The organism is Pantoea sp. SIMBA_079, from assembly GCF_046940275.1.
Taxonomy (GTDB): domain Bacteria; phylum Pseudomonadota; class Gammaproteobacteria; order Enterobacterales; family Enterobacteriaceae; genus Pantoea; species Pantoea borealis.
Genome location: NZ_JAWRYR010000815.1, coordinates 1 through 242 on the forward strand (window position 1 = coordinate 1; position 242 = coordinate 242).

Consider the following 242-nt stretch of genomic DNA (forward strand, 5'->3'; position numbering starts at 1 on the left):
CGAAGATTGCCGCCACAGCGACGAATCCCACGCCCGTCGCCAGGTAGCGCAACCGCACGCCGGCGAAGAACAGCGCGCCGAGGATGAGGGCGGCCATGATCATCGTCGTGCCCAGGTCGCCGCCCAGCGTCACCAGGGCGACCGCGCCGCCGGCGACAGGAACGACCGGGATGGCGACGTGCTTCCACTGGTCCAGAACGTCGCGCTTGCGGGCCAGCACGACGCCGAGCCAGACGACCAGG

The 242-nt window shown here is 70.7% G+C and carries 1 protein-coding gene; it reads right to left on the bottom strand.

The window, feature by feature from the left end; translation table 11 throughout:
• On the bottom strand, positions 1–242 hold a 242-nt coding region (locus SB719_RS22215), incomplete at both ends, for an FtsW/RodA/SpoVE family cell cycle protein (RefSeq protein WP_412160041.1).